25 protein-coding genes are annotated in these 22,934 nt (G+C 39.3%); 22 read left to right on the forward strand and 3 right to left on the reverse strand.

Annotated elements, in window-relative coordinates; genetic code table 11:
- The first annotated feature begins 6 nt into the window (after window positions 1-6).
- The 8 genes from J4N46_RS03075 to J4N46_RS03110 all read left to right on the forward strand — a co-directional run bounded on the left by J4N46_RS03075 (window position 7) and on the right by J4N46_RS03110 (window position 6,599).
- A complete protein-coding gene (locus J4N46_RS03075; protein WP_208058127.1) occupies window positions 7-1,113 on the forward strand; it encodes a TPM domain-containing protein in 1,107 nt (368 codons plus the stop codon).
- 112 nt (window positions 1,114-1,225) lie between these two features.
- Window positions 1,226-2,221, forward strand: a complete 996-nt coding sequence (locus J4N46_RS03080) for a DUF4837 family protein (RefSeq protein WP_208058128.1) — start codon at window positions 1,226-1,228, stop codon at window positions 2,219-2,221.
- A gap of 2 nt (window positions 2,222-2,223) precedes the next feature.
- The gene (tatA, locus tag J4N46_RS03085; RefSeq protein WP_208058129.1) at window positions 2,224-2,427 is read left to right on the forward strand and encodes a twin-arginine translocase TatA/TatE family subunit; all 204 of its coding nucleotides are present in this window, start codon (window positions 2,224-2,226) and stop codon (window positions 2,425-2,427) included.
- 5 nt (window positions 2,428-2,432) lie between these two features.
- Complete coding sequence (locus J4N46_RS03090) at window positions 2,433-2,750, forward strand: YbjQ family protein (protein ID WP_208058130.1); 318 nt, start codon at window positions 2,433-2,435, stop codon at window positions 2,748-2,750.
- Window positions 2,750-3,808: an A/G-specific adenine glycosylase gene (mutY, locus tag J4N46_RS03095; RefSeq protein WP_208058131.1), complete on the forward strand. Its 1,059-nt coding sequence runs from the start codon at window positions 2,750-2,752 to the stop codon at window positions 3,806-3,808. Before J4N46_RS03090 ends, mutY begins: the two co-directional genes overlap by 1 nt.
- A 128-nt stretch (window positions 3,809-3,936) precedes the next feature.
- The gene (locus J4N46_RS03100; protein WP_009416368.1) at window positions 3,937-4,347 is read left to right on the forward strand and encodes a single-stranded DNA-binding protein; all 411 of its coding nucleotides are present in this window, start codon (window positions 3,937-3,939) and stop codon (window positions 4,345-4,347) included.
- Window positions 4,348-4,398: 51 nt separating this feature from the next.
- Window positions 4,399-5,682: a gliding motility-associated protein GldE gene (gldE, locus tag J4N46_RS03105; protein ID WP_208058282.1), complete on the forward strand. Its 1,284-nt coding sequence runs from the start codon at window positions 4,399-4,401 to the stop codon at window positions 5,680-5,682.
- 2 nt (window positions 5,683-5,684) lie between these two features.
- Window positions 5,685-6,599 (forward strand): glutaminase, encoded by a 915-nt coding sequence (locus J4N46_RS03110; protein ID WP_208058132.1) that lies wholly within the window; start codon window positions 5,685-5,687, stop codon window positions 6,597-6,599.
- On the opposite strand, the gene J4N46_RS03115 is transcribed toward J4N46_RS03110, so the two are convergent.
- Window positions 6,600-6,932, reverse strand: coding sequence for a MerR family transcriptional regulator (locus J4N46_RS03115; protein WP_009416365.1), 333 nt, complete (start codon window positions 6,930-6,932; stop codon window positions 6,600-6,602).
- Between the two features lie 91 nt (window positions 6,933-7,023).
- Between J4N46_RS03115 and J4N46_RS03120 the strand changes: the two genes are divergently transcribed.
- From J4N46_RS03120 to J4N46_RS03185, 14 genes are all read left to right on the forward strand, one after another.
- Entirely contained in the window at window positions 7,024-9,276 is a 2,253-nt protein-coding gene (locus J4N46_RS03120; RefSeq protein ID WP_208058133.1) for a hypothetical protein, read from the forward strand.
- A 22-nt stretch (window positions 9,277-9,298) separates the two neighbouring features.
- Window positions 9,299-10,120, forward strand: coding sequence for a mechanosensitive ion channel family protein (locus J4N46_RS03125; protein ID WP_208058134.1), 822 nt, complete (start codon window positions 9,299-9,301; stop codon window positions 10,118-10,120).
- A gap of 2 nt (window positions 10,121-10,122) precedes the next feature.
- On the forward strand, window positions 10,123-10,446 hold the full coding sequence (locus tag J4N46_RS03130) for a hypothetical protein (RefSeq protein WP_208058135.1): 324 nt from the start codon (window positions 10,123-10,125) through the stop codon (window positions 10,444-10,446).
- A gap of 232 nt (window positions 10,447-10,678) precedes the next feature.
- Window positions 10,679-10,837, forward strand: a complete 159-nt coding sequence (locus tag J4N46_RS03135; RefSeq protein WP_208058136.1) for a hypothetical protein — start codon at window positions 10,679-10,681, stop codon at window positions 10,835-10,837.
- Between the two features lie 138 nt (window positions 10,838-10,975).
- The gene (locus J4N46_RS03140) at window positions 10,976-12,064 is read left to right on the forward strand and encodes a WG repeat-containing protein (protein WP_009416359.1); all 1,089 of its coding nucleotides are present in this window, start codon (window positions 10,976-10,978) and stop codon (window positions 12,062-12,064) included.
- Between the two features lie 3 nt (window positions 12,065-12,067).
- Window positions 12,068-12,499 (forward strand): dUTP diphosphatase, encoded by a 432-nt coding sequence (gene dut / locus J4N46_RS03145; protein ID WP_009416358.1) that lies wholly within the window; start codon window positions 12,068-12,070, stop codon window positions 12,497-12,499.
- Window positions 12,500-12,543: 44 nt separating this feature from the next.
- A complete protein-coding gene (locus J4N46_RS03150; protein ID WP_208058137.1) occupies window positions 12,544-13,284 on the forward strand; it encodes a DUF4292 domain-containing protein in 741 nt (246 codons plus the stop codon).
- A 12-nt stretch (window positions 13,285-13,296) separates the two neighbouring features.
- The gene (locus J4N46_RS03155) at window positions 13,297-14,565 is read left to right on the forward strand and encodes a murein hydrolase activator EnvC family protein (protein ID WP_208058138.1); all 1,269 of its coding nucleotides are present in this window, start codon (window positions 13,297-13,299) and stop codon (window positions 14,563-14,565) included.
- 48 nt (window positions 14,566-14,613) lie between these two features.
- Window positions 14,614-15,633 carry a UDP-glucose 4-epimerase GalE gene (galE, locus tag J4N46_RS03160; RefSeq protein WP_208058139.1) on the forward strand — a complete coding sequence of 340 codons (1,020 nt, stop codon included), beginning with the start codon at window positions 14,614-14,616 and terminating at the stop codon, window positions 15,631-15,633.
- A gap of 4 nt (window positions 15,634-15,637) precedes the next feature.
- Window positions 15,638-16,177 (forward strand): 3-oxoacyl-ACP synthase, encoded by a 540-nt coding sequence (locus tag J4N46_RS03165; RefSeq protein WP_208058140.1) that lies wholly within the window; start codon window positions 15,638-15,640, stop codon window positions 16,175-16,177.
- A 53-nt stretch (window positions 16,178-16,230) separates the two neighbouring features.
- Window positions 16,231-16,488: a phosphopantetheine-binding protein gene (locus J4N46_RS03170; RefSeq protein WP_208058141.1), complete on the forward strand. Its 258-nt coding sequence runs from the start codon at window positions 16,231-16,233 to the stop codon at window positions 16,486-16,488.
- Window positions 16,488-17,684 (forward strand): beta-ketoacyl-[acyl-carrier-protein] synthase family protein, encoded by a 1,197-nt coding sequence (locus J4N46_RS03175; RefSeq protein WP_208058142.1) that lies wholly within the window; start codon window positions 16,488-16,490, stop codon window positions 17,682-17,684. Before J4N46_RS03170 ends, J4N46_RS03175 begins: the two co-directional genes overlap by 1 nt.
- A gap of 13 nt (window positions 17,685-17,697) precedes the next feature.
- Complete coding sequence (locus J4N46_RS03180; RefSeq protein ID WP_208058143.1) at window positions 17,698-18,294, forward strand: ribonuclease HII; 597 nt, start codon at window positions 17,698-17,700, stop codon at window positions 18,292-18,294.
- Between the two features lie 147 nt (window positions 18,295-18,441).
- Complete coding sequence (locus tag J4N46_RS03185) at window positions 18,442-20,064, forward strand: IS1182 family transposase (protein WP_208058144.1); 1,623 nt, start codon at window positions 18,442-18,444, stop codon at window positions 20,062-20,064.
- Between the two features lie 134 nt (window positions 20,065-20,198).
- On the opposite strand, the gene J4N46_RS03190 is transcribed toward J4N46_RS03185, so the two are convergent.
- Together J4N46_RS03190 and J4N46_RS03195 are read right to left on the reverse strand one after the other, a co-directional pair.
- Window positions 20,199-21,464 carry an MFS transporter gene (locus J4N46_RS03190; protein WP_236013603.1) on the reverse strand — a complete coding sequence of 422 codons (1,266 nt, stop codon included), beginning with the start codon at window positions 21,462-21,464 and terminating at the stop codon, window positions 20,199-20,201.
- 164 nt (window positions 21,465-21,628) lie between these two features.
- Window positions 21,629-22,930: a carboxylesterase family protein gene (locus tag J4N46_RS03195; RefSeq protein WP_208058145.1), complete on the reverse strand. Its 1,302-nt coding sequence runs from the start codon at window positions 22,928-22,930 to the stop codon at window positions 21,629-21,631.
- Window positions 22,931-22,934: the final 4 nt, after the last annotated feature.

Here is a 22,934-nt window from a genome sequence, read left to right on the forward strand (position 1 = left end):
ACGACAATGAAAAGGTTTGTTATCGCTCTCCTTATAGCAACCTTGTTTCCCTTGTGCGCTATAGGGCAAACCTCTACTGAGGCTGAAGAACAACCCTCAAAAGGCTATACCATAGAGCAAGTACCCAATGTACAATTAGAAAACGCTGCCCATTATGTAACTGACCCACAGGGGATTTTGAGTGCGCAGCAACGCGATTCGCTTAACGCTATCAGCAGGCAATTGCGCGACAGCACTACTACCCAAATGGCAATAGTTATTCTCCCAGCTATAGACCGCGAGAAGTATGCAGATGCTCGTGAGTTTGCCTTTGAGCTCTTCAATTATTGGAAGTTGGGCGAAAAAAAAGTAGATAACGGGCTGTTAATTTTATTGCTCACCAACCCCGATGAGCGTGAAATTACTTTTGAAGTGGGGTACGGGCTGGAAGAGTACCTGCCCGATGGACTTTGCAAATACATACAAACTGAACTGATGATTCCTAAAATGAAAGGTGGCGATTACGGTGGAGGACTTATTGCTGGAGCTACTGAAGTAGATAAAATCATCAAGAAAAAGTCGGATTTTGCTAATCGGTATTACGAAGGAGAGAAAAACAAAGAAAGTAATGCTGTAAAAGGGATTTTAGTTTTTGTGGGAATACTAAGTAGTTTGGGTTACCTCTTTGGGCTGCGCCCTTTGCAAAGAATAAGCAAAAACCCTCACTTTTCGGGCTACAAAAAGTATGCACTGATGAAAGAAGATAGAAACTCTTTTGGCTGTCTTGTATTTTTGTCATTAACTTTGTTGCTGCCTATTGCCATTCTTTACGGCATAGTGATAGATAGAATGAAACGCCGCCAGCTAAAAGCGATAGTATGTGAAGGTTGTGGTGCTACCAATACGCAAGAGGTGAGAAAAACCGAAACCAGAGAAAGTGCGTATCGCTACATTATCAACTATTTATTTACTTGTAAAAAGTGTGGTAGGGTACATAAAGAAACAATATATAAAAATATACAGCCGCGCAATATTGGCGCCTCAGGAGGTCTTTTTGGCGGAATGAGTGGCGGTTCGGGCGGCTCATTTGGCGGCGGAAGTTCAGGCGGTGGTGGCGCTTCAACTAAATTTTAATGCGTTATGCTCTTTTGAAGACTTTTGGGGCAGTCGTATAAAAAAATATTTTACGAAAAAAGTAATTTTGGAACGATTTTGGTAGGTGTTTTTAGTGGAAAAAGATATTTTTATGAAACAATTGTTATTGAGTTTGATAACAGCTTTATTACTTGTAGGTTGCACCGATAAGGGTAGCAATAACGAGAAGTATTTACCAGCATCAGTAGGGAAGATAAACACAGTTTCGGTAGTGATAGACGATGAGCTGTGGAAAGGTGCTGTAGGCGATACTATAAGGCGTTATTTTGCGGCTGCTATAGATGGGTTACCCAATGAAGAGCCGCTTTTTACGCTTCGCCAGATGCCACCACAAGTATTTCAAGGCAATACTCGTAATAGCCGTAATATACTTATAGTGCAACGCGGCGATAAACCAAAGGTAACTATAGAAGAAGATGTGTATGCCCGTCCGCAAGTTATCGCTACTGTACAGACGAATAAAATACGCGAAATTTGTTGTAAAATAGAAGAATACAACCAGCAGCTCATAGAAGCGTTTAGAGAAAATGAGCTGAAGGAAACGCTACACCGCTTTGAGAACTCATTGAATACTGAAACAGCTACTGTAGAAACCTTAGGGGTAAAGCTAAAGATGCCTTCGCTGTATAAATCGCATAAATATGGAACTAATTTCTTTTGGATAGAACGCGACATTAAAGGAGGCAAAGCAAGTGTTATCCTCTACGAAATGCCTTTGGGGAGTATTCCCAACGAAGGGGTGGCAAGAGCACAGGCTATCGTAAAGATGCGCGATTCTATAGGAAAACTCTATATACCAGGGCCTGAAAAAGGAATGTATATGGTTACCGAAAGTTATCTTGCGCCCAGCATTAAGCTTTTCACTTTCAAGGATAGAAAAACAATAGAAAGCAAGGGCTTATGGGAAGTGAAGAACTTTGCGTTGGGAGGTCCTTATATCAATTATATTATTGAAGATCAGGAGAACAACCGCTTGCTTGTAGTAGAGGGCTTTATGTATGCCCCACAGATGCCTAAACGCGATGTAATGTTTGAGCTTGAGGCAATTATAAAAAGCATAGAATTTAAAAATAACAATAAACAATAACTATGAATTTGAGTATATTTTTAGGAATGGTAGGGCCTTGGCAAGTAATTATAATAGTAGCACTTATATTACTGCTATTTGGAGGTAAAAAAATTCCCGAACTGATGCGTGGTCTTGGTACGGGTATCAAAGAATTTAAAGATGCTACCAAAGGTACCGATGACACTCAAGAAAATAAAAAAACAGAAGAAACTACTAAAAATTAATAACGATGATTCTTACAACAACACCTACAATTGAAGGACGACCTGTAAAACAATATTTGGGTATCGTAACAGGTGAAACTATTATAGGGGCTAATGCTATAAAAGACTTTATGGCATCGCTTACCGATTTTTTTGGGGGTAGATCTACTACCTACGAGCAAGTGCTTATAGAAGGTAAAGAAACTGCTCTCAGAGAAATACAAGACCGTGCTGCACAATTAGGCGCTAATGCTATTGTGGGTATTGACCTTGATTATGAAACTGTAGGTGCCAATGGGGGAATGCTAATGGTTACTGCCAGCGGTACAGCCGTATTGGTGTAATGCCTACGGATAAACACACTCATAAGCATTTGTGGTTTAGCGACAGGCTCATAGCGTGGTTTGCTACAGCACAACGCACACTGCCTTGGCGGGGAACGACTAACCCTTATAAGGTGTGGCTATCGGAGATTATATTACAGCAAACGCGCGTAGTGCAAGGATTGCCTTACTACGAGCGTTTTCTTGCTACATTCCCTACCGTGCAGCACTTAGCCAAAGCTGATGAAGCGCAGGTGCTGAAGCTATGGCAGGGCTTGGGCTACTACTCACGAGCTAAAAACCTGCACCACACAGCCCAATATATAACCTTTGAACTGAAGGGCGTGTTTCCTACTAATTATGAGGGGTTGGTGAAACTAAAAGGTATTGGTGATTATACGGCAAGTGCTATCGCTTCGTTTTGCTATAATGAGCCTTGTGCGGTAGTAGATGGGAATGTATACCGCGTGTTATCACGTGTTTTTGGTATAGAAACGGCTATTAATAGTACCCAAGGAGCTAAAGAATTTAAAGAGCTGGCGGTACTATTACTCGATAAGCAGCAAGCTGGCTTGCACAACCAAGCCCTAATGGAGTTTGGAGCATTGCAATGTGTGCCACAATCACCTGATTGTAATGGCTGTGTGCTGCGTGATAAGTGCTGGGCTTTTCAGCATAAAAAAGTAGAAGGATTGCCTGTAAAGGAGAAAAAGCTGACGATAAAAAAACGCTATTTCAACTACATAGTTTGGCTTTCGGCAGATAAAAAAACACAATTGCAACGGCGCGAAGCGAAGGATATATGGCAGGGATTGTACGAGTTTCCGCTAATAGAAACTACTGAAGTGGCTACAGCTACAACTATTAAACAACAGCTTGCCCTCACGGACGAAAAAGCATTGAGCTTGTACAACGAACAGCCTATAGTGCACAAGCTGACGCATCAGCATATTTATACCCACTTTTGGATTGTAGAAACGGAGACGCTTGGCAATGCTATAACAGTGGAGGAACTGCACGAGTATCCAGTATCGGCACTTACTGCTAACTTTATTGCGAGCTTTTGGAAAATGATATAAAAATATTTTGTGTGTTTTTTTGGTAGTTATAAAAAATATTGTAATTTTGTGGTTACAAATAGACCTTAGTCATTAATGATTGGAGGTTAGACCTTGAGAAAAGAAAGAATTTAAGAAATTAAGTATATATGAATGGGACTTTGAATAAGGTAATACTCATTGGGAGAATGGGTGAGAAGGTAAAGTTAACTTATTTTAATGAAGGAAGTTGTATAGGTCAGTTCCCTTTGGCTACAGATGATGAATATCTGAACCGCGCGACCAATGAACGTATTGTAACTGCTGAGTGGCATAATATAGTGGTGCGCAACAAATTGGCTGAAATAGTAGAGCGTTATACTCATAAAGGAGATTTGATATACGTAGAAGGGAAAATAAGAACACGCAAATGGCAAGCCGAAGATGGTACTATGCGTTACCTGACGGAAATACAAGCCAGTGAGGTGAATTTTTTACCAAACAGGCGTGAAGGAAGGAGTTCATATCAGGCGGAAATAGAAAAAGACGATCCAGATGTGAGTACTACTCCCTTGTTTTAATAATAAAACCTTAATATTTTGGAAATAGAACCTCTGACGATACAGCTGTTGATGCCTTTACTGACGATAGATACAGGTTTAGTAATTCAATTTGCTGTATTTTTTGTATTATTACTATGCTCGGCACTCATTTCGGGCTCTGAAGTGGCCTTGTTTTCACTTTCGCTTACAGAGCTTGAAAACCTAAAAGAAGAGAAAACTACGCAATCCGATTTGATAATCACGCTAGTAGAAAATCCGAAGAAACTATTGGCTACTGTGCTAATAGCTAATAATTTGGTAAATATATCTATCGTATTAATCTCGGCAGACTTGTGTGAATTTCTTTTTGGAGGTATAAAAAAACCTATTCTTAAAGATGTAATGAATATAGGGGTGGTTACCTTTGTACTCTTGCTATGCGGTGAAATCTTGCCTAAGATATATGCTAATAGGAATAACTTGGCTTTTTCACGGAAGGTTATTTACGTTATATATACTTTTGATAAGTTCTTTACACCTATAAGTCTGCCGATGAAGGCTTTTACGGTATGGATACAGAAGTTTTTGGGCAAGAGAAAAAGTAATATATCGGTGGGGCAGCTTTCGCAGGCGTTGGAGCTGGCATCGGTGGATGATACTACTAATGAAGAAAAGAAGATATTGGAGAGCATTGTATCTTTTGGCAATACCGAGACGCACGAAGTAATGGTGCCGCGTGTGGATATATTTGCTCTTTCGGATACGCTTTCTTTTAGGGCGCTGCTTAGTGAGGTGTTGCGCATTGGGTATTCGCGAATACCTGTATATCACGAGAATTTGGATAACATTACGGGCGTTATTTACATCAAAGACTTGTTGCCACACTTAGATAAAGACGATTTTGAATGGACACAGGTGATGCGCAAGGCTTTCTTTGTGCCTGAAAATAAAAAACTGAATGATTTGTTACAGGAGTTTCAGGAGAAGAAGATACACCTTGCGGTAGTGGTAGATGAGTATGGCGGCACGTGTGGTATTATAACGCTGGAGGATATTATAGAGGAAATTGTGGGGAGCATCAACGATGAGTTTGACGATGATGATGTTACATATACCAGAATAAACGATCATACCTTTATATTTGAGGGTAAAACGGTGATGAAGGATTTCTATCGGATTATGCAGATAGATGATACTGAAGAGGTATTTTTTGACGAAAAACGGGGTCTAGCAGAGACTCTTGCGGGCTTCTTGTTGGAACTATCGGGGAATTTCCCACAAAAGGGCAAACCTATACAATTTGGGAAATATAAATTTATAGTAGAGGCTTTTGACAAGAAGCGAATAAAGGAGATAAAAGTAGTGGTACTTTAAATATGAAATATTCAAAAATTATAGAAGATATTTACAAACAGGTGCTTTCGGAAGATAATTTGGGTACGGCACCCACATATATTCCAGAGTTGGCACAAGTAGACCCCAATAAATTTGGGGTATATTTATATAGTTTGAACAAGCAGTCGTATGGGGTGGGTGATTGTGAGGAGCGTTTTTCATCACAGAGTATTGCAAAAGTACTATCGCTGTGCTTGGCATATAGTATTATAGGTGATAAACTTTGGAAGCGTGTGGATGTAGAGCCATCGGGTACCTCGTTTAACTCATTGGTGCAGCTGGAGGCAGATAATGGTATACCGCGTAATCCGCTCATCAATGCGGGGGCTATAGTGGTGTGTGATATATTGCTCTCTATACTGGAAGATGCGGAGGCTGATTTTTTGAATTTTGTGCGTGAATTAGCCAACGATGATAGCATTAATTACTCTGTATTGGTAGCCGAGTCGGAAAAATCAGTAGGGTATCGCAATTTTGCACTTTGTTATTACATAAAGTCATTGGGGAATATAGAAAATGAGCCTATAGAGGTATTGAATTTTTACTTTAAAATGTGCTCGCTGGAATTGAGTTGTAAGAGCTTAGCTTATATATTTTCATTTCTTGCCAATGATGGTATTCGTATGCACGACAGGGTGCAAATACTTACCGAAACTTGTACTAAGCGTGTGAATGCCCTGATGCAGACTTGCGGTTTTTATGACGAATCGGGGGAATTTGCTTTTAAGGTGGGACTCCCTGGCAAGAGTGGTGTAGGAGGGGGCATAGTAGCGTTGTTGCCCAACCATTACAGCATAGCTGTATGGTCGCCAAAACTGAATGAAAAGGGGAATTCTTACAGAGGAATGAAGTTTTTAGAAGAGTTTACAGCACAGACACATAGTTCGATATTTTGATTACTCTAAGGCGTTTTTGATAGCGATGAGAGTTTGTTTTATGTGCTGTAGTTTGCTGATAAGGTCGTAGTTGGAAAGCGTTTTTTGGTTTTCTTCTTTCAATCGTTGTCGGGCACCTTCTAAAGTAAAACCTTTTTCTTTTACGAGATGATAAATAAGCTGTAGTTTTTTTACGTCTTCGGGGGTAAATTTGCGAGATCCTGTAGTGCTCTTGCGCGGACTTATAATGGCAAATTCTTTTTCCCAAAAGCGTATGAGCGATGTATTTACGCCAAAGGCTTTCGCAACTTCGCCTATGCTGTAATAGAGTTTATCGGGCAGATTGATTTCCATAGGATAATTAGTAATTTGTATTTCAGGCAAAAATAGTAAATTGGCAGGAGATACACAAGTTTTTTTTGAATAACTATAAAAATCTATAATTATGAGTAGAATGTATTTTATATTACTGGCTTTGTTGCCTGTACTATCATTTGGGCAAGCTGAAAAGCCATCTGGGCTATATCAATCGGATAAGGCGAAAGAGCAGTTTCAGTTTCGTTTTAATAATGATAATACGGTAGATATTATCACCGCTAATGGTGTGTATTCAGTAAGCAACGAAGTGGTTACCATTGATCTTAAAACCCCCGATAGCTTTACTCTTACTAAAGAGAACGGCAATAGTGCGGCACTACAGATTAGTTTTGAGCCTTTAGATGACTTCTTTGGTTTGGCTACACGTTATATATACATTGGTTATGAAGACGATAAAGGTGAAGTGCAATACGTTAGCCTCTATAACAAAGCACAAGGAGAGGGCAATGAAAATGACGATAAGGTGACAATTGAAGTGCCTCGTACTGAGCATTTGTACTTAGCAAATGCTTATGCTACTGCTTACAAAGGCAAAAATGCTGAAGTGAAAATAGAAAAATATGCTATTGGCAAGAATACCAATGCGCTAAAAATACAATTTAATGCACGTGGTGCTGTTTCACGCTCACTAAAGTTGGTTCGCGACTCTCAAAACCCAGAACATTATGTGCTAAACGAACCTGAAATTTATGAAACCCCTGTAGTATTTACAAAGGTTACTAATGAACCCTCGCTATCTTTGCGACCTCAAAGTACTGAGGCTGTGAAAAAATGGAAACACCTCATCGCTTTTGAAGAAGAAAGTAATATTCCTGAATATAATCCTGAAAAATCTAAAAACGCTATTGCTCCTGTAAAAGAGCATAAATCGCTTAATGAGGCTTTGGCGGCAGCTGCTAAAAACAAACGTTTGCTACTTGTATTTTTGCAGCCTAATAACAATACGGCTAAAGAAGAATTTAACAGCTTGCTAAATAGCTATAGTAGTGGTAGTAGTGATGACGACGAGTATGCATACAGCAACAAGTTTAGATACGAACTCTATTTGGCAACTGCAAAAGAAGCTAAAACGCTTACAAAAAAAGGAATAGGCGGTGGTAACCAAGTGGTGCTGCTAAACGCTGCTGGCGATGTAATTTACCACCAAGAAGGTACTATTGCACAACAAGAAGCCGAAGACCTATTGGAAAATGGCAGGTATGAAAACATCTTTCAAACTCTTGCTATAGCTTATGAACTTGATAAGGTGCTGGGTAACCCTAAAAGTACTACTAAAGAGGTGGAAAATACTTTTAGCAACCTCCTTAACAATGATTCTTCACAAATATTTTTATTGGCAGAGAATCGTCCTAAAGAAGAAGACGCTGATGACCAAAAGACTTACGAAGAAAATACTAAAGACTATCTGAAAAAACTGAAGAACCCTAAAGGATTCCGCAAGCTACAACTCACCCCTGCAACGCTTGAAAACCAATGGAAACGCGTAGTGGATAGCCACCTAAAAGACAAGAACTTAGATGCTAAATACGCTCAACTATTGGTGCTGGCAGGCGTAACTGAATACTACGAAAAAGTATTTGCCCAAACTCCTACTCCTACAGCTACTTATATGGATGTAGTAGATTATCTGTTGCGCTTTAAAGACGAAATTGCTGCACATAACAAAAAAGTATTGGGCAAAGACCCTGATGCTACTGATGAAGATTATATACCTTATAGTGAACGCATAGAAAAAGGAGCTATAGAGGTGAGCTACAAGCAACAATGCAACGGCTTAGAAAACTTGGCAGAAAAGAATAAAGACCTATTGCCACGTATTAAAAGTATCTATGAAAAAGGATTGCAATTGGGGGTATATGAGCCTAATGACTATTTAGATTTCTTGTACGAAAACGATGCTGAAGGTGCTGGTGTGTATTTTGCTGAATATTTCAACAATATCACTCAAAAAGACAGTAACTTAATTGCTGCCTTGGACAAAGCTTATACCGAATCTAAGGATGCCTACAGCTGGCGAACCTTCAAAATGTACTTTGCCAACCGCGCTAATAATATCGCTTGGAAAGTGTATCAATACGACCATACCGATAAGGATAAGCTAAAAGCACCTTACCAATGGGCAAAAGCCGCAGTGCAATTAGAGCCTGAAAATCCTTTCTATATAGATACTTTGGCACATTTGGTGTATGTGCTTGAGAGTAAAGAAAAAGGGATTGAACTTGAAGAAAAAGCGGTGCAGCTGATGGATAAATACGAAGATGGTAGTGAAGCTGAACGTGCTGAAATTAAAAAGAACTATGAAGCTATGAAAGCTCGCTAATTATAAATAATTACTTTTTACAATGAAAGAATTTTCAGCAGCAGATTTTGAAGCTCTTATTAAAGAGTGGATTACGAGCCTTATAAAATTTGCCCCAGCACTTATTGGGGCTATTGCCCTATACTTTGCAGGAAAGTATTTGATAAACTTCATTGTGAAGATGGTAAGCAAACTGATGAACAAACGCGAGGTGGAACCTACCCTGCAAACTTTCTTATTGCAGGTGATACGCTGGGTGCTACACATTGCTTTGTTCCTTACAATTGTACAGGTTATAGGCTTACCCGCTACACAGTTTATCGCTATTATCACCTCAGGATTTGTAGCCGTAGGTCTCGCCTTGCAAGGTTCGCTATCCAACTTTGCCAGTGGGATAATGATTCTTATATTCAAACCCTTCAGAGTGGGCGATATTATTGAGGGCAAAGGACAAAAAGGCACCGTTAAAAACATTGGTTTATTTGCTACCACTCTCAACAAGCCTAATAACGAACAGGTAATTATTCCTAACACACAGCTATTTAGCGATAGCATTATCAACTATAGCAGGGAAGAGAAACGCCGCGTGTTTATACTCGTGGGTATAGGCTATGGTGATAATATACAGAAGGCGCGCGAAGTGCTCTTGCAAATTGCTAAAGACCAGCCCCTTGCCCTTTCTACTCCTGAACCTGAAGTAATGGTGGAAGAACTTGCGGAAAGCTCAGTAAATTTGTCATTGCGCTATTGGTGTATGTCTGCGGATTATGCCGTTTGTTATTTCAGCAGCTTGGAAGAAGTGAAGAACCGATTTGATGCTGCTAATATCAATATACCTTATCCTCAAGTACAAATTAATCAATAGTTATGAGCTATTCTAAGGATTATAAAACCAGTGAGCGCATAGATGAAGCCAAAAACAAGAATACGAACTCTCCTAAAGAAACACAATCAATAGGTTTTTTGTATAGGCATCGCGGGTTGTTTTGGTTGGGAGGTGCCATAATCATTTCGAGTGTGATAATAATGATTTTTGGTATGACAGCAGTGGTATATCCACAGATGTTAGAATCCCCATCGATGTTGTTTTTTATTCTCTTTGTGCTGACGTTCTATATCACCACTTTTGGGAGTGTTGCTTTTATAATCCTCTGTATTATCTATTATTTAAAAGACAAGAATAATGATTAATACCACAAGTGCCCCCCAAAAAAAATATGAATTGGGAAAATATTAAAAAGCAATGTGCCTCTTTGGGTACATTGCTTTTTTTTGTGATATCGCCAATTCCACCCACAAGTGCAATTCTCCTGTAAAAATAAACATTTAAAACGATATAAAATAGCTTATTTGTACAAAAATGTAAAAATAAACCTTTGTTGCCAAGCTTATTTTTACCATCTTTACCTAAAAAATATTTATAATGAAACACTTGGTACTTATTCCAACTGAAAAAATAATAGCGCGCTTGCAGTACGAAAACACTTGGTGGGTAAATAATAAAATACCTTCGGCTATTTATGCCTACAATGTAGGAGCCAATATGGTAAATCTTATTCCCCTACACTTCACCGAAGGTTGAGCGAAGGTTGAGCGAAGGTTGAGCGAACGATAAAAGCCTGTGCGGCTCGCACTAAATTTTTCATTAAACATTAATTATTGACAATTGAACATTATTTTGTATCTTTGCCGCTGAATAATTAATAAAAAAGAAATAACTATGAATGAGCTTAATGATGAACTATGGCGCGCTAAATATCAAGAAACTCTTATGACTACCTCTGGAGGACTAACTGCTGCTAAACGCAATGATAAATGGGGATTCGTAAACCATAATGGCAAAGAAATATGTCCGTTTAAATACGATAGCGTCCTTCCTTTCCTGATGGGGACAGCTACCGTATCTATAGCCAACCAATGGGGGGTGATAGATGATAATGGTAAAGAAATAGTGCCTGTGTATTATGACAAAGCTTTCTATTTTTCTTACGAGCTGGCACAAGTTATCAAAAACGGCAAAACAGGATTCGTAAATAAACGAGGCGAAGTAGCCATTCCCCTAATATACGATGAACTCCACCCCTTTATGAGCTATATCACTTGTGCCAAAAAAGACGGAAAGGCAGGCTATATCAACATTAAAGGTAAAACAGTTATAGATTTTGTTTATGACGAAGCACTCCCTTTCTTTGAAAACCTCGCTGCTGTAAAGCGCAATGATAAATGGGGATTTATAGATAAGAAAAACAACCTAATTATTGATTTTCAGTATGACGATGTGGAAAATTTTTGGGAAGGGGTAGCCAAAGTGAAAAAAGGCAACCATTGGGGGCTTATAGACGATAAAAACACATTGCTCATTCCTACTGAATATGACGATGTAGTGCGCTTTGTAGAAGGATTGGCACCTGTAATGCGCAATGATAAATGGGGCGTGATAGATGCTAAAGGCAACCTCATCTGTCCGCTACAATATGACGAAATATACGATTTTCACAACGGTTATGCCATTGTAGAACTAAACGAAAAATTGGGTTATATCAATAAAAAAGGCGAGGAAATATGCGCTCCTAAATACGATGAGGCACGCGATTTTAAAGGTAAAATGGCGGCGGTGTGCCAAGATGATAAATGGGGCTTTATTGATGAAAAGGGCACAGAAATTGTAGAACTAAAATTTGATGAGGTCTATGACTTTGATGAGAATCCTTTCACCTTGGGAATCATAGATGATGAAGAATGGGTAGTGTGGAATAACGGACACACAACTTCATATGAAGAATTTAAAAAACAAGCAAAAAAGCTATAACAAATGATAGTAAAAATAATCAATACCTCTACCAATGAGCTTCCCGCCTACCAAACCGCAGGTGCTGCGGGCTTAGATATTAGAGCTAATTTGGAAGAGCCCATAGTGCTGGCACCGCTACAGCGTACGCTTGTGCCTACGGGGTTGTTTTTGGAAATTCCCGAAGGCTACGAAGTGCAAGTGCGCCCGCGTAGTGGTTTGGCTGCGAAACACGGCATCACGGTTATCAATGCCCCTGGTACTATAGATAGCGACTATCGCGGCGAAGTGAAAGTGCCTATTGTAAATCTATCTGATGAAAGTTTCACCATTGCACACGGCGAGCGCATCGCTCAAATGATATTTGCTAAATACGAACGAGTAACATTTCAGCAAGTAGAAGAACTTTCTGATACCCAAAGAGGTACCGCAGGCTTTGGAAGTACCGGAAAATAAGGGATAATGATTAATGATTATGTTAATTATTAATGGTAAATGGTATGAAAAAGATATTTTTTTTAATAATAGCCTTGTTGGCGTTGGTAAGTTGCAAGCCTAAACAACAGCTCGTAACCGTTACAGGCAAAGTAACTGAAGCTGAACAAGCGGGTGAAGTTATCAATAAGCACCTCAATAAAACACCTTCATTCAGTACCCTTAGTGGTAGTGTGATGACCAGCTATAGTGAAAATGGCGAAGCCTCACAATCAATGCCCTTTTCGCTGCGAATGGAAAAAGGCAAGAATATATGGCTATCAGCACCTTTGGGCGTAGCCAAAGCCCTCGCCACTCCCGATAGGCTCTCGTTTTACAATCGTTGGGACAATACTTCCTTTAGCGGCGATTTTGATTACTTGACAGAACTCTTGGGCTTCTCGGTAGGTTTCAATGAAATTCAAAACCTACTGTTGGGCAATATAATATATTCTGTTACGCCTAATATAAAGCTACTTGCCAACGATAGCAACCGCTATGTGTTGCAATATAACGATGGTAGCCTTACCGTTACCTACAAGCTCTTGCCCGATAGCTATAGGGTGGAAAGTGCCCTGCTACAGCACAACGTAAAAGAACAACGAGCACTTATTACCTACACCTACCAAAAAGTAACCGATGAGCTACTGCCAGCTACTATAAAAATAGAAGTAGTAAACGGAGATAATCGCAATGATATAGTTTTAGAACTAAAAAGTTTAGAGCTCAACGGGCAAGTTAGTTTTCCGTTTAAAATGCCTGAATAGCATAAAAAATTAATGAAATTAAAGCTAAAAATAATTGTATTACTACTGTTATTGCCATTAACCCTGATGGGGCAGCGGCAAAAAGACTTAGAGCAACGCAAGAAGGCACTGTTGGAACAAATAAAACAGATGTCGGCACTGCGCCAACAACAAAGTCAGCAACACCGCACCACCATACAACAAATAGAAGCTGCCAATGAGAAAATACAAATGCGCACGCGGCTTATACAAATAAATCAGCAGCAAGCTAATATGCTGTCTAAAGAAATTGCTAATAATGAAAAAGAACTCCGTACGCTTAAAAAAGAATTAGAATATCACCAAGGTGAATATGCGAAAACCATACGGCAGTCGTACAAAAGCAAATCTGCCGAAAATAGATTGTTATTTATACTCTCATCGGAAAGCTTTGGGCAAGCCTACAAGCGGCTTACCTATATGAAACAATATGTAAATTACCGTCACGACCAAGTAACGCAAATACAGACGAAAACTGAGGAAATAAGGCGTATTAACGATACTTTGGTTGTACAACGCAACGAAAAAAATAAAGTTCTTGCTGAACAGCGCCGTGAGCAAGCCTTGTTGCAGCAAGAAAAGCGAGAATTGGAACAGCTGGCAGTAAATATACGTCAGGTGGAGCGCAATTACGAAGCCCAAATACGCGAAAAGCAAAAGCAAGCAAATGCTATTGATAAAAAAATACAGCAACTCATACGCTTGGCTATCATAGAGGCGAATAGACGCGAAAGCAGCAAGGTGAATGCCAATACAGGAGGTACTGCTGTTGCTACTACACCTCCTCCGGAAGAAGACGATAGTACTACCGAAGTGGCTTTTGTACTTACTCCCGAAACACGGCGTGTGGCGAATAGCTTTGAAGCCAATAAAGGCAACCTGATATGGCCTGTGGTAAAAGGCTACAAATCACAAGGTTTTGGGGTGTACTACGACCCTGTGTATCCTGAATTGCAACATTATAACAACGGTGTTACCATTGCTACGGAGCGTGATGCTGAGGCTCGTTGCGTGTTTGAAGGTGAGGTGTCGGCGATACAATCTATCCCAGGTAGTAATAAGGTGGTGCAGGTACGGCACGGGAATTACATCACTATTTACTATAATTTGACAGAGGTGTATGTGAAAAAAGGCGATAAAGTACGTGCTAAAGAGCCATTAGGAAAAATATTTACTAACAGTAAAGGGAAAACCGAAATGAAATTCTTTCTATATAAGAACACTACACGCCTGAACCCTGAGTTTTGGATACACAAATTGTAATTGGGGATTAGTAAATGAAAGGATTGACTTTTACAAATTAATATAAATATGAGTAAAATAGTAGTAACGGGTGGACTTGGTTTTATTGGGTCGCACACTGTAGTAGCCTTGCAAGAAGCAGGCTTTGAAGTTGTTATTATTGACAACCTGTCTAATGCTGAAGAAAGTGTATTAGGCAAAATTGCTAAAATTACGGGTATTACCCCTGTGTTTGAGAAATTTGACCTTAGAGATAAGGCTGATGTAAAAGACTTTTTTAAACGCCATAATGATGTGCAGGGGGTGATACACTTTGCTGCCTCAAAGGCTGTGGGTGAAAGTGTAGAAAAGCCTTTGCTTTACTACGAAAACAATCTTAATTCGCTTATTTATTTGCTTCAGGAACTTAGTGCTTTGCCAAAGGCTAACTTTATATTTAGTTCTTCTTGTACCGTTTATGGTCAGGCAGATGAATTGCCCGTAACAGAAAACGCTCCTGTGAAGAAGGCTGAATCGCCTTATGGTAATACCAAACAAATAAGCGAAGAAATCATCGTAGATACTTGTCGTGTAACGCCCAACTTGCAGGCTATTGCTTTGCGCTACTTCAACCCTATAGGGGCACACCCTTCAACAGAAATAGGCGAGCTTCCTATAGGCGTACCTCAAAACTTAGTGCCTTTTATCACACAAACAGCAATAGGCTTGCGCGAAAAACTATCGGTATTTGGTAATGATTACCCAACTGTTGATGGTACTTGTATCCGTGATTATATTCACGTAGTAGATTTGGCACAAGCACACGTAGTGGCTTTGCAACGCCTTATCGAGGGTAAGAATACCGAAAATTACGAAGTATTCAATATCGGTACGGGCAAAGGTAGTAGCGTGCTGGAGGTGATTGAAAGCTTTGAGCGCGTATCGGGCAAAAAACTGAACTACCAAATTATAGGCAGGCGCGCAGGTGATGTGGTAGCCGCTTACGCCAATACTGATAAAGCAAACAACGTATTGGGCTGGAAAGCAAAAAGCACCCTTGACGAGGCGCTTCTATCGGCTTGGCAATGGGAACAAAAAGTAAGACAATAACCCAATGAAAACCTGTACCATACAAAACAACACAATTAGCCTGAACCATTCGGTTATTTTTACCGAAAAGGGTATCCCTCTTGCTGAATTTGCTAAAAAGGCACTGAAAGCCTTGCGTGTGGAATACGCCAAGTTCTACAAGATGGATACCCTTAGCAAGATGGCTTTTTTGGCAGCTGAGGTACTTTTAAGTCCGTTTTCGCAAGAGGAGAAAAATGGGATAGCGCTTGTATTTGCGAATCGTGCTGCGAGTTTGGATACGGACTTGAAACATCAGGCTACAATAGCAGATGAAGGAGAATACTATCCGAGTCCGGCGGTATTTGTATATACACTGCCTAATATTTGCTTGGGCGAGATAAGTATCAGACATCAGCTTAAAACCGAAAATGCTTTTATGGTATTTGATAACTACGGGCAAGCAGAGGTGTTTTTCAAAGAGTATAGTCGGCAGCTAATAGCCGAAAAGTCAGCTGAAAAAGTGCTTTGCGCGTGGGTGGAAGTACTTGAAGATGAATGTGAAGTGATAGCAACACTTTACTAGATTTGTGTAATTGCTAATAAATGGCTATCTTTGCACTCTAAACTATTATATTAATGGACGCACTTATTTTAGAACTGAAGAAAAAAATTATTGAAGTATTAAACCTTGAAGAGGTAACTCCTGAAGATATTCAGGACGATGAGCCTCTGTTTGGTACGGGTTTAGGCTTAGACTCCATAGATGCCCTTGAACTAATTGTACTATTAGATAAAAATTACGGCATCAGATTGGACGACCCCAAGAAAGGGAAAGAAATATTTCACTCGGTAAAAACAATGGCTGAATATATCACAGCACACCGCACCAAATAATGCCTCCTAAAATAGTTGTAACGGGTATGGGTATCATCTCTTCAATAGGTAATTCTGTTGAAGCGAATTTTTACGCACTCACCCACAAGCGCACAGGGCTTTCTGTTATAGAAAACCTTGTTACGGCACATAAGAACAATATCAGGGTGGGGGAGGTGAAGCTCACCAATATTCAACTTGCTGAAAAACTACATCTTCCTATTGTAAATGCCTACTCACGCACTTCGCTGCTGGGGATTATTGCAGTGAAAGAGGCAATAGCCAATGCAAATCTTATTCCTAAACAGCTTGGCAATGCAGGTTTTATCAATGCTTCTACGGTAGGCGGTATGGATATGACTGAGCGTTACTTTTTTGAGTATGAGAATAGTGAGTCGGTAAGGCGTTACATCACCACGCACAATATAGGCGATGTTACCCATCAAATTGCTGATTATTTTCGCTTGAAAGGTATAGTAACAAGTGTGAGCACGGCTTGTTCATCATCGGCTAATGCTATTATTACTGCGGCGCACCTGCTCACTACGGGTAGGGCTGATTGCCTAATAGTAGGGGGGAGTGATGCGCTCTCAAAATTTACTATCAATGGCTTTAATAGCCTGATGATACTCTCGGATAGCGAATGTACGCCTTTTGATGCACATCGCAAAGGATTGAACTTGGGTGAAGCAGCGGCTTATTTGGTATTGGAAACTGAAGAGAATGCTTTAAGGCGTGGTGCAAAAATAAAGGCTGTACTTAGTGGCTGGGGCAATGCAAATGATGCTTACCACCAAACGGCTTCTTCTGAAGATGGACAAGGGGCTTATTTGGCTATGCAACAAGCACTACAAATAGCACACTTACAGCCCGAAACTATAGACTACATCAACGCTCACGGTACAGCGACCCCTAATAACGACCTTTCGGAAAGTAGGGCTTTATTGCGTGTTTTTGGTGAGTGTGTACCTCATTACAGTTCTACTAAACCTTTTACGGGGCATACTTTAGGGGCGGCATCGTCTGTAGAGGCTGTTTTTAGTGTAATGGCACTGCGCAATGACATTGTATTTCCTAATTTGAACTATCAAACTCCAATGCCCGAAGTGCCTATACGCCCTCAAACAGAATTATTACACTTGCCTGTAAGGCACGTGCTTTCTAACTCGTTTGGCTTTGGGGGGAACTGCTCGGCACTTATATTTAGCAAAAAATAAATATATTATAAGAATGTTACAGCTTTACTATCATTGTTCATCAGAAGCTGGTACCGATGAAGCAGGGAGGGGGTGCTTGGCAGGACCTGTAACCGCCGCAGCTGTAATACTTCCTGCTGGCTTTAGTAACAATCTTCTTACCGATTCAAAACAGCTTACAGAAAAGCAACGCAATATATTACGCCCTATTATTGAGCGTGAGGCTGTTGCCTATGCTGTTTGTCATATTATGCCCCATGAGATAGACCAATTGAATATCCTTAGAGCTTCTATCACTGCTATGCACCGCGCAATAGCACAGCTTAATCCTCAACCTACTTTTATAGCTGTAGATGGCAATAAATTTGTGCCTTACAATAGTATTCCACACGCTTGTATCGTAAAAGGCGATGGCAAAATACAGACGATTGCTGCGGCTTCGGTACTTGCTAAAACTTATCGCGATGCTTATATGGAAACCCTTGCAGCTGATTATCCTGAGTACCATTGGGAGCAAAATAAAGGCTATCCAACTACCGAACATCGCAAAGCTATAGCCGAATATGGTGCTACGCCTCATCATCGCAAAACTTTCCAGCTACTACCTGCCCAGCAGCTTTCGTTATTTTAAACTATAAAACGAAGAGCCTGTCCGAAAAGTTTTAAAAGGCTGATTATCAGTAATGAATAAAAAAGAGGCTATCTTTTATCGGATAGCCTCTTATTATTTGGTGTTTTACCACAAATTTTGTATCTTTGTGGCTCCTAAAAAAACACTATGACAAAAATATCATTTAAATCTGAACCTGACAAATTTTTAACACTTTTTCCCGAAAATATTTTTGATAAAATAGATAAGAACCATCCTGCTAAACTAGTTGAAATGGTTGTTAATCAATTAGATATAAAAGATATACTTCAAAAATATAAGGGGGGAGGATGTTCTGCGTATCATCCTCGTACGATGATAAAAATAATCTTTTATAGCTACCTTTCTAATATTTATTCTTGCCGTAAAATGGCTCTCGCAGTTAAAGAGAATCTTCCTCTTATGTATTTGGCAGGTGGTACAACTCCTGATTTTAGAACTATTAATGATTTTAGAGGCAAAACTCTGAAAGATTCTCTGCAAAAACTTTTTGCTGAAATTGTAAAACTCTTAGTAAAAGAAGGTTATCTTAGCCTTGATATTCAGTATATTGATGGTACAAAAATAGAGTCAGCTGCCAATAAATATACTTTTGTGTGGAGAGGTTCTGTAGAGAAGTACAAGGAAAGGTTAGAAGCAAAAATTAATAAAGTACTTTCTGATATAGAAGATAGTATACAATCTGATAATCAAGAAATTAACAAAAAGGAACTTCCTAAAGAAATTAATGCAGAAGCACTTAAAGAGCAATTATCCCAAATCAATAAAAGGCTAAAAGAACCTACTAAAAAACAAGAAAGAGAGTTACAAAAGCTTCAAAATGAATATCTTCCAAAGTTAGAACAATACGAAAAAAGTTTAGAGATAATGGGAGATAGGAACTCTTATAGTAAAACAGATACTGATGCTACTTTTATGCGAATGAAAGATGATCATATGAAAAATGGTCAGTTAAAGCCAGCTTATAATGCTCAAATATCTACTGAAAATCAGTTCATTACTCACGTTAGCATCCATCAAACGCCAAGTGATACTACTACATTAGAAAGTCATCTAAATGGGTTTGAAAAGAATTATCAGAAACAAAGCAAAGAAGTTTGTGCTGATGCAGGGTATGGCAGTGAAGAAAACTACGAAATACTTGAAAGAAAAGGTGTTAAGGGATATATAAAGTTCAGTTTTTTTCATATAGAACAGAAAAAGAAGCAAAAAGAAGACCCATTTTTAGTTCAAAATATGTACTATAACCTAAAAGAGGATTATTATGTATGTCCAATGGGGCAAAAACTACGAAATGTAGGGAAGGGGAAGCGAATATCGAGTAATGGATATAAATCAGAAATTGCTTATTACCAGGCACAAAGATGTGAGGGGTGTCCGCTTAGAGGTTTATGTCATAAATCAAAAGGCAACCGAAGAATAGAGGTTAATTATCGATTAAATCAGTTAAAATCACGAGCGAGAGCATTATTAACCAGTGAAAGAGGTCAGTATCATCGTAGAAAGCGTCCGATAGAAGTTGAAGCAGTATTTGGACAGCTAAAAAGTGATAATAAGTTTAATCGGTTCACACATAGAGGTAAGGAAAAAGTAGAAATGGAATTTTTACTAATGTCAATTGGTCATAATTTTAGAAAATTATTGTCTAATAGGAAGAAGACCGCCCAATTGGAAGCAAAAACTAATAAAAACACACTAAAATCTTCTCAAAATACAACTTTTTTATTTTCTTACCTTTTACAAGCTGCTTAAGAATCCAAAATCTTGAATATTTTAGAAAATATAAAATAAAATCTTAAAAAAGAAGGCTGTCTTTAAAAGTTTAAACAAAACTTTTCGGACAGCCTCTTCGTTTTGTAATTGTTTCTGCTTATAATCTGTTTTGATTAATCAACTTTGATGTCGGTATTTACGTTCTTACTACCTGCTAAAGCGTAGAATAGCAAGTAAGCAAGAGCAAGTACTATTACCCAATAACTTTGTATATAACCTACTACATCGGCTACCCAGCCTTGCAATGCAGGCAAAATACCTCCACCACACACCATTACCATAAAGATACCTGAAGCTGCTGCGGTGTATTTTCCTAATCCGTTGGTGGCAAGGTTGAAAATACCTCCCCACATTACCGAAGTACACAATCCACAAAGCACAAAGAATAAGATGCTAATAGGGACTTCAGCCATTGCAAACGATAGGTTTTCTTGTAGGGCTGGTACTGTTACGGTTACGCTTTCGGGCATAAAAATAGCCACTGTTACTAATATCAACCCTAAAGCTGATACAAACGACAACATTGCCTTACTAGAAATAACGTTGCCCAAGCCTCCGCCTATAAATCGTCCTATAAACATCAAAAACCAATAAGTACCTACTACCGAGCCTGCTACAACTTCAGCTATACCTAAATTTTGCATATATACGTTGCTGATATTTGCTATTCCCACTTCTATCCCTACATATAAAAAGATAGCTACCGCTCCTAATACAAAGTGACGGAATGATAGCGGACTTATTTTGCTATCTGCTTCTACGCGGCTGCTTTCTGCTTGAGGTTCTGGTATTTGTACCATTGTAAGCACTATAAAAGTAAGTGCAAAAATACCCATTGCCAAGAACAACACAGGGTTTGCATTAGCAATCTTGGCAGTAGCGAGGTTTCCTATAAGGTATCCACCTAATACGGGTGCTATAGTAGCCCCAATAGAGTTCAGTGCGCCACCAAATTGCAATAGCTGGTTTCCTTTTTTGCCACCACCACCTAGTGTGTTGAGCATTGGGTTTACTACCACGTTTAGCATACACATAGAGAAGCCCGCAACAAACGCTCCTGCAAGATATACCCCAAAACTATCTAATACCCCTGAAAAATAGGTGATACATACCCCTGCAAAACCTACTACTATAGCAGTAAGTGCGGTTTTTTTATAACCTATGTTTTGCAACATTTTCCCTGCGGGGATACCCATAAAAGCATAGGCAATGAAGTTTGCAAAATTACCCAATTGTGAAAGCAATACTGAGGTGTCGAATTGGCTTTTTACGATTTTACCTAATGGGTTTTGTAGCCCTGTTACGAATGATATCATAAAGAAAAGCGCAAACATCATTACGATGGGCAATAAGTAACTTTTTTTTTCTTGATTTTCCATTATTATATGTTTTTTGTTATTTTATTTACTTGTTATAAAAAGGTAATAAAAGAAATTACCCCTTCACTATCAGCCATATAGGCAGGCGTTTTTCAAAAGATTTATTAAAACGACTGCAAAAGTAAATAATAATAATGAAAAACGCAACTAAAATACTAACTTTTTTAAGGTTTATTTATGAAATTTTTTACACCACCTTTTATTTTTATAGGGGTTGCTTTTCTATTTATTTCGTAATCAGTGATTCGGGAGCTGCGCAGGTAAAGTTCTCTGTCTTTTATTTCTGCCTCTATTCTTGCTGAGGGTCGTCTTCTTCGGAATAAATAATATGGGTAACCTGTATTGAAATATCCTTGAAAAGTGAGCCTTTCCTCCCCGCGTAATACTGTAATTTCTGTAGGGTCGCCTGCTCGCTTTTTGCTCGTGTACATCATAGGGATAAATGGCGAACTAACGCTGTCTTTTTCCAAAGCTATCACTATATCACCTTCTTTTACGCCAAGCCGCTTAGCGGTAACAGTGTCATTCTTAAAGCCAGCAACTTTCAGTCCGTTGCCTTTGTAGTTATAGTCAAATTTTAATCCCAAATCGGCTTTGTTGTTGTAGATTTTTACTCGCTGCTGTGGCTTGTGCCATTCGGCTTTTGCGCTTGTGGTATCTATCGCTTTTACCCTTAGCCAACCGATGCCCTTAGGATTTTGATAATCAGAAGTTTCCCATACAATGCGCATAAGCGGTTTTCGTGTATGGCTGCCGATAAATTGCAATAAATTATCCTCTTCAGTATCAAAATAGCCCATAAAGTGGTCGCCAGCGAGGCTGCGAAAAGTAATATTAGGGTTTTCTGTCTTCAAAAAGTCAATAGTAGGTGTAATTTGTTCTATGGGATACAGCGTATCGCTATAGGTATTTACGATGTAGAAAGGCTTTTCGTTGGTATTACAAGGGTAAATTTCGTCTTCGCCCAGCATACTTGCTACTTTTATACTGCCATTTAGGGCGATAAATCCTGCAAAATCGGTAGGATAAGTCATAGAGAAATAGTAAACTCCCGATGCTCCGTCCGAAAAACCTGCCAAAAACACTTTGTTTTCGTCAATTTTATACTGTTTCTTTACAGCTGCAATTTCGTCTAATACCATTTGGCAGCCTATTTCGTCAAACCAAGTGCAGCCTTTTTGCCCAAACGGAAAGAGCAAATAATAATCTCCTCTGTCGGCTAAGCCAACAAAAGGCGATTGCTCTACGTATTTTTCAGGATTCGGACGAATAGCTGGCGAACCAATTGCCCCGTGCAAAAATACTACCAAAGGCTTGCCGCCTTTTTTTGCTGATGTAGCTTCTTTAGGAGCGTACACCACATAAGGACGTGTTTTCCCGTCCGCGCACGTTTGTTCGTAGGTCTTGAAATTTTGCGCCTGACCTACCAAGCCGCATACCAAGAATAAAAATCTAAAGTATTTCATAATA

Origin of the sequence: Capnocytophaga bilenii (assembly GCF_017565765.1) — a bacterium.
In the GTDB taxonomy this organism is placed as follows: Bacteria; Bacteroidota; Bacteroidia; order Flavobacteriales; family Flavobacteriaceae; genus Capnocytophaga; species Capnocytophaga bilenii.

Excerpts from the sequence above, each read along its gene's own strand:
- galE (WP_208058139.1), top strand. The coding sequence starts at position 14,614 with ATGAGTAAAATAGTAGTAACGGGTGGACTTGGTTTTATTGGGTCGCAC.
- J4N46_RS03150 (WP_208058137.1), top strand. The coding sequence starts at position 12,544 with ATGAAAAAGATATTTTTTTTAATAATAGCCTTGTTGGCGTTGGTAAGT.
- J4N46_RS03170 (WP_208058141.1), top strand. The coding sequence starts at position 16,231 with ATGGACGCACTTATTTTAGAACTGAAGAAAAAAATTATTGAAGTATTA.
- gldE (WP_208058282.1), top strand. The coding sequence starts at position 4,399 with ATGCCTTTACTGACGATAGATACAGGTTTAGTAATTCAATTTGCTGTA.
- J4N46_RS03195 (WP_208058145.1), bottom strand. The coding sequence starts at position 22,930 with ATGAAATACTTTAGATTTTTATTCTTGGTATGCGGCTTGGTAGGTCAG.
- J4N46_RS03185 (WP_208058144.1), top strand. The coding sequence starts at position 18,442 with ATGACAAAAATATCATTTAAATCTGAACCTGACAAATTTTTAACACTT.
- J4N46_RS03120 (WP_208058133.1), top strand. The coding sequence starts at position 7,024 with ATGAGTAGAATGTATTTTATATTACTGGCTTTGTTGCCTGTACTATCA.
- J4N46_RS03080 (WP_208058128.1), top strand. The coding sequence starts at position 1,226 with ATGAAACAATTGTTATTGAGTTTGATAACAGCTTTATTACTTGTAGGT.
- J4N46_RS03180 (WP_208058143.1), top strand. The coding sequence starts at position 17,698 with ATGTTACAGCTTTACTATCATTGTTCATCAGAAGCTGGTACCGATGAA.
- J4N46_RS03115 (WP_009416365.1), bottom strand. The coding sequence starts at position 6,932 with ATGGAAATCAATCTGCCCGATAAACTCTATTACAGCATAGGCGAAGTT.
- J4N46_RS03100 (WP_009416368.1), top strand. The coding sequence starts at position 3,937 with ATGAATGGGACTTTGAATAAGGTAATACTCATTGGGAGAATGGGTGAG.
- J4N46_RS03155 (WP_208058138.1), top strand. The coding sequence starts at position 13,297 with ATGAAATTAAAGCTAAAAATAATTGTATTACTACTGTTATTGCCATTA.
- J4N46_RS03135 (WP_208058136.1), top strand. The coding sequence starts at position 10,679 with ATGAAACACTTGGTACTTATTCCAACTGAAAAAATAATAGCGCGCTTG.
- J4N46_RS03165 (WP_208058140.1), top strand. The coding sequence starts at position 15,638 with ATGAAAACCTGTACCATACAAAACAACACAATTAGCCTGAACCATTCG.
- J4N46_RS03175 (WP_208058142.1), top strand. The coding sequence starts at position 16,488 with ATGCCTCCTAAAATAGTTGTAACGGGTATGGGTATCATCTCTTCAATA.
- J4N46_RS03130 (WP_208058135.1), top strand. The coding sequence starts at position 10,123 with ATGAGCTATTCTAAGGATTATAAAACCAGTGAGCGCATAGATGAAGCC.
- tatA (WP_208058129.1), top strand. The coding sequence starts at position 2,224 with ATGAATTTGAGTATATTTTTAGGAATGGTAGGGCCTTGGCAAGTAATT.
- dut (WP_009416358.1), top strand. The coding sequence starts at position 12,068 with ATGATAGTAAAAATAATCAATACCTCTACCAATGAGCTTCCCGCCTAC.
- J4N46_RS03075 (WP_208058127.1), top strand. The coding sequence starts at position 7 with ATGAAAAGGTTTGTTATCGCTCTCCTTATAGCAACCTTGTTTCCCTTG.
- J4N46_RS03090 (WP_208058130.1), top strand. The coding sequence starts at position 2,433 with ATGATTCTTACAACAACACCTACAATTGAAGGACGACCTGTAAAACAA.
- mutY (WP_208058131.1), top strand. The coding sequence starts at position 2,750 with ATGCCTACGGATAAACACACTCATAAGCATTTGTGGTTTAGCGACAGG.
- J4N46_RS03190 (WP_236013603.1), bottom strand. The coding sequence starts at position 21,464 with ATGGAAAATCAAGAAAAAAAAAGTTACTTATTGCCCATCGTAATGATG.
- J4N46_RS03125 (WP_208058134.1), top strand. The coding sequence starts at position 9,299 with ATGAAAGAATTTTCAGCAGCAGATTTTGAAGCTCTTATTAAAGAGTGG.
- J4N46_RS03110 (WP_208058132.1), top strand. The coding sequence starts at position 5,685 with ATGAAATATTCAAAAATTATAGAAGATATTTACAAACAGGTGCTTTCG.
- J4N46_RS03140 (WP_009416359.1), top strand. The coding sequence starts at position 10,976 with ATGAATGAGCTTAATGATGAACTATGGCGCGCTAAATATCAAGAAACT.